Here is a 1,462-nt window from a genome sequence, read left to right as displayed (position 1 = left end):
CGCCTGGCTGCTTTTCAAAGTTGACCGGCTGCCCTGCTTTAAGGGTTTTATAGCCTTCCATTTGAATTGAAGAAAAATGAGCAAAAAGATCTTCATTATCACCGTCTTCGATGATGAACCCATAGCCTTTTGCATTATTGAACCACTTTACTGTACCTTGAGGCATTATCGACTCCCGTGTCTCCTGCGTTCGAACTATGTGTCTTGGCAATCCTGAATAAAGAATTCAAGGATGTCAGACTGCCTTTTTGGGTTCTTGGGCATGTAAAAGTTCAAACACCTGAAGTTTTATTTTTATTTGTATTCCGATGCAAAGCGCATCAAGTCGCTACTGTCAAATATTTTCTTAATGCTGTCAAGCGATTTGGGCGAAAGATATGATGCCTGGCCGTAATTCTTTCGATAGTTTTGCTCATGTTTTTCTTTATGCGATTTCTTTATAAGCTCAGTTGTTGCAAAATACGTATCTACCCCCAAATAAAGAGAAATGTAAAAATTCGTATCAAACTATGAGTAAAACTAAAGATTCTCTACTAGTATTAGCTCAAGGAACGCAAAATGATCCAGGTCATGAAGATGATCTGCTTGTCGCTCCTGCTAAGCCAGCGTTTAAACAGCCTTCGATGTATCAGGTTGTCATGTTAAATGATGACTACACGCCGATGGACTTTGTTGTTGAGGTGCTATTAAAGTTTTTTTCTATGAATGAAGAAAAGGCGACCCAGGTAATGTTAGCTGTTCACACTCAAGGTTATGCCGTGTGTGGCGTGTTCAGTCGGGACATTGCAGAAACAAAGGTGGCGCTGGTGAATCAATATTCGGCTGATTGTGATCACCCATTATTGTGTGAAATCAAAGCAGTCTAGAGCTTTATAGATATAGTTCTGCGTTTTACATGGGTAATCACATTGAGCGAATTAATAATAATTTCTGGGGTGAAAGATGTTAAGTAAGGACCTCGAACTGACCTTGAACGAAGCGTTTCGAAGCGCCCGTGAGAAGCGTCACGAATTTATGACTGTTGAGCACTTGCTATTGGCTTTGCTCGACAATGATGCCGCACTACAAGTGCTGGGTGCGTGTGGTACCGAATTGTCGGAGCTTCGAGAGGAGTTAACCGAGTTTGTAGACTCGACTACACCACTTATTCCAGCGAGTGATGAAGAGCGAGAAACTCAGCCTACTCTGGGCTTTCAGCGAGTTTTGCAGCGTGCAGTATTTCATGTTCAGTCTTCTGGTAAGAAAGAAGTTACTGGCGCGAATGTTTTGGTAGCTATATTCAGTGAACAAGAAAGTCAGGCTGTTTATGTGCTTAAGAAACAAAATATCGCGCGTATTGATGTAGTAAATTATATCTCGCATGGTATTTCCAAAATTTCCGATGACTCCGAGCCAGAGCAAGAGGGTGAGGCGTCTTCTGAAGAAGGTATGGAAGAGTCAGGCCAGAGTAATCCGCTCGAGA

General features: G+C 42.1%; 3 protein-coding genes. 2 read left to right on the top strand and 1 reads right to left on the bottom strand.

Annotation, left to right across the window (positions count from 1 at the left end):
- Positions 1 to 166 (bottom strand): cold shock domain-containing protein (locus A3756_RS13590; protein WP_197481309.1); only part of this gene is annotated, 166 nt, incomplete at its 3' end.
- Between the two features lie 343 nt (positions 167 to 509).
- Between A3756_RS13590 and clpS the strand changes: the two genes are divergently transcribed.
- Together clpS and A3756_RS13580 are read left to right on the top strand one after the other, a co-directional pair.
- Positions 510 to 866: an ATP-dependent Clp protease adapter ClpS gene (gene clpS / locus A3756_RS13585; protein ID WP_068516258.1), complete on the top strand. Its 357-nt coding sequence runs from the start codon at positions 510 to 512 to the stop codon at positions 864 to 866.
- Positions 867 to 942: 76 nt separating this feature from the next.
- Positions 943 to 1,462 (top strand): Clp protease N-terminal domain-containing protein (locus A3756_RS13580; protein ID WP_304438884.1); only part of this gene is annotated, 520 nt, incomplete at its 3' end.

It is taken from the genome of Oleiphilus sp. HI0086 (assembly GCF_001635225.1).
Note: the sequence above shows the minus strand (reverse complement) of the source record. Positions and strands in the feature narration are given on the sequence as shown.

What these genes read in the sequence shown, in the direction of transcription:
- clpS (WP_068516258.1), top strand. Translation starts at nt 510, where the DNA reads ATGAGTAAAACTAAAGATTCTCTACTAGTATTAGCTCAAGGAACGCAA.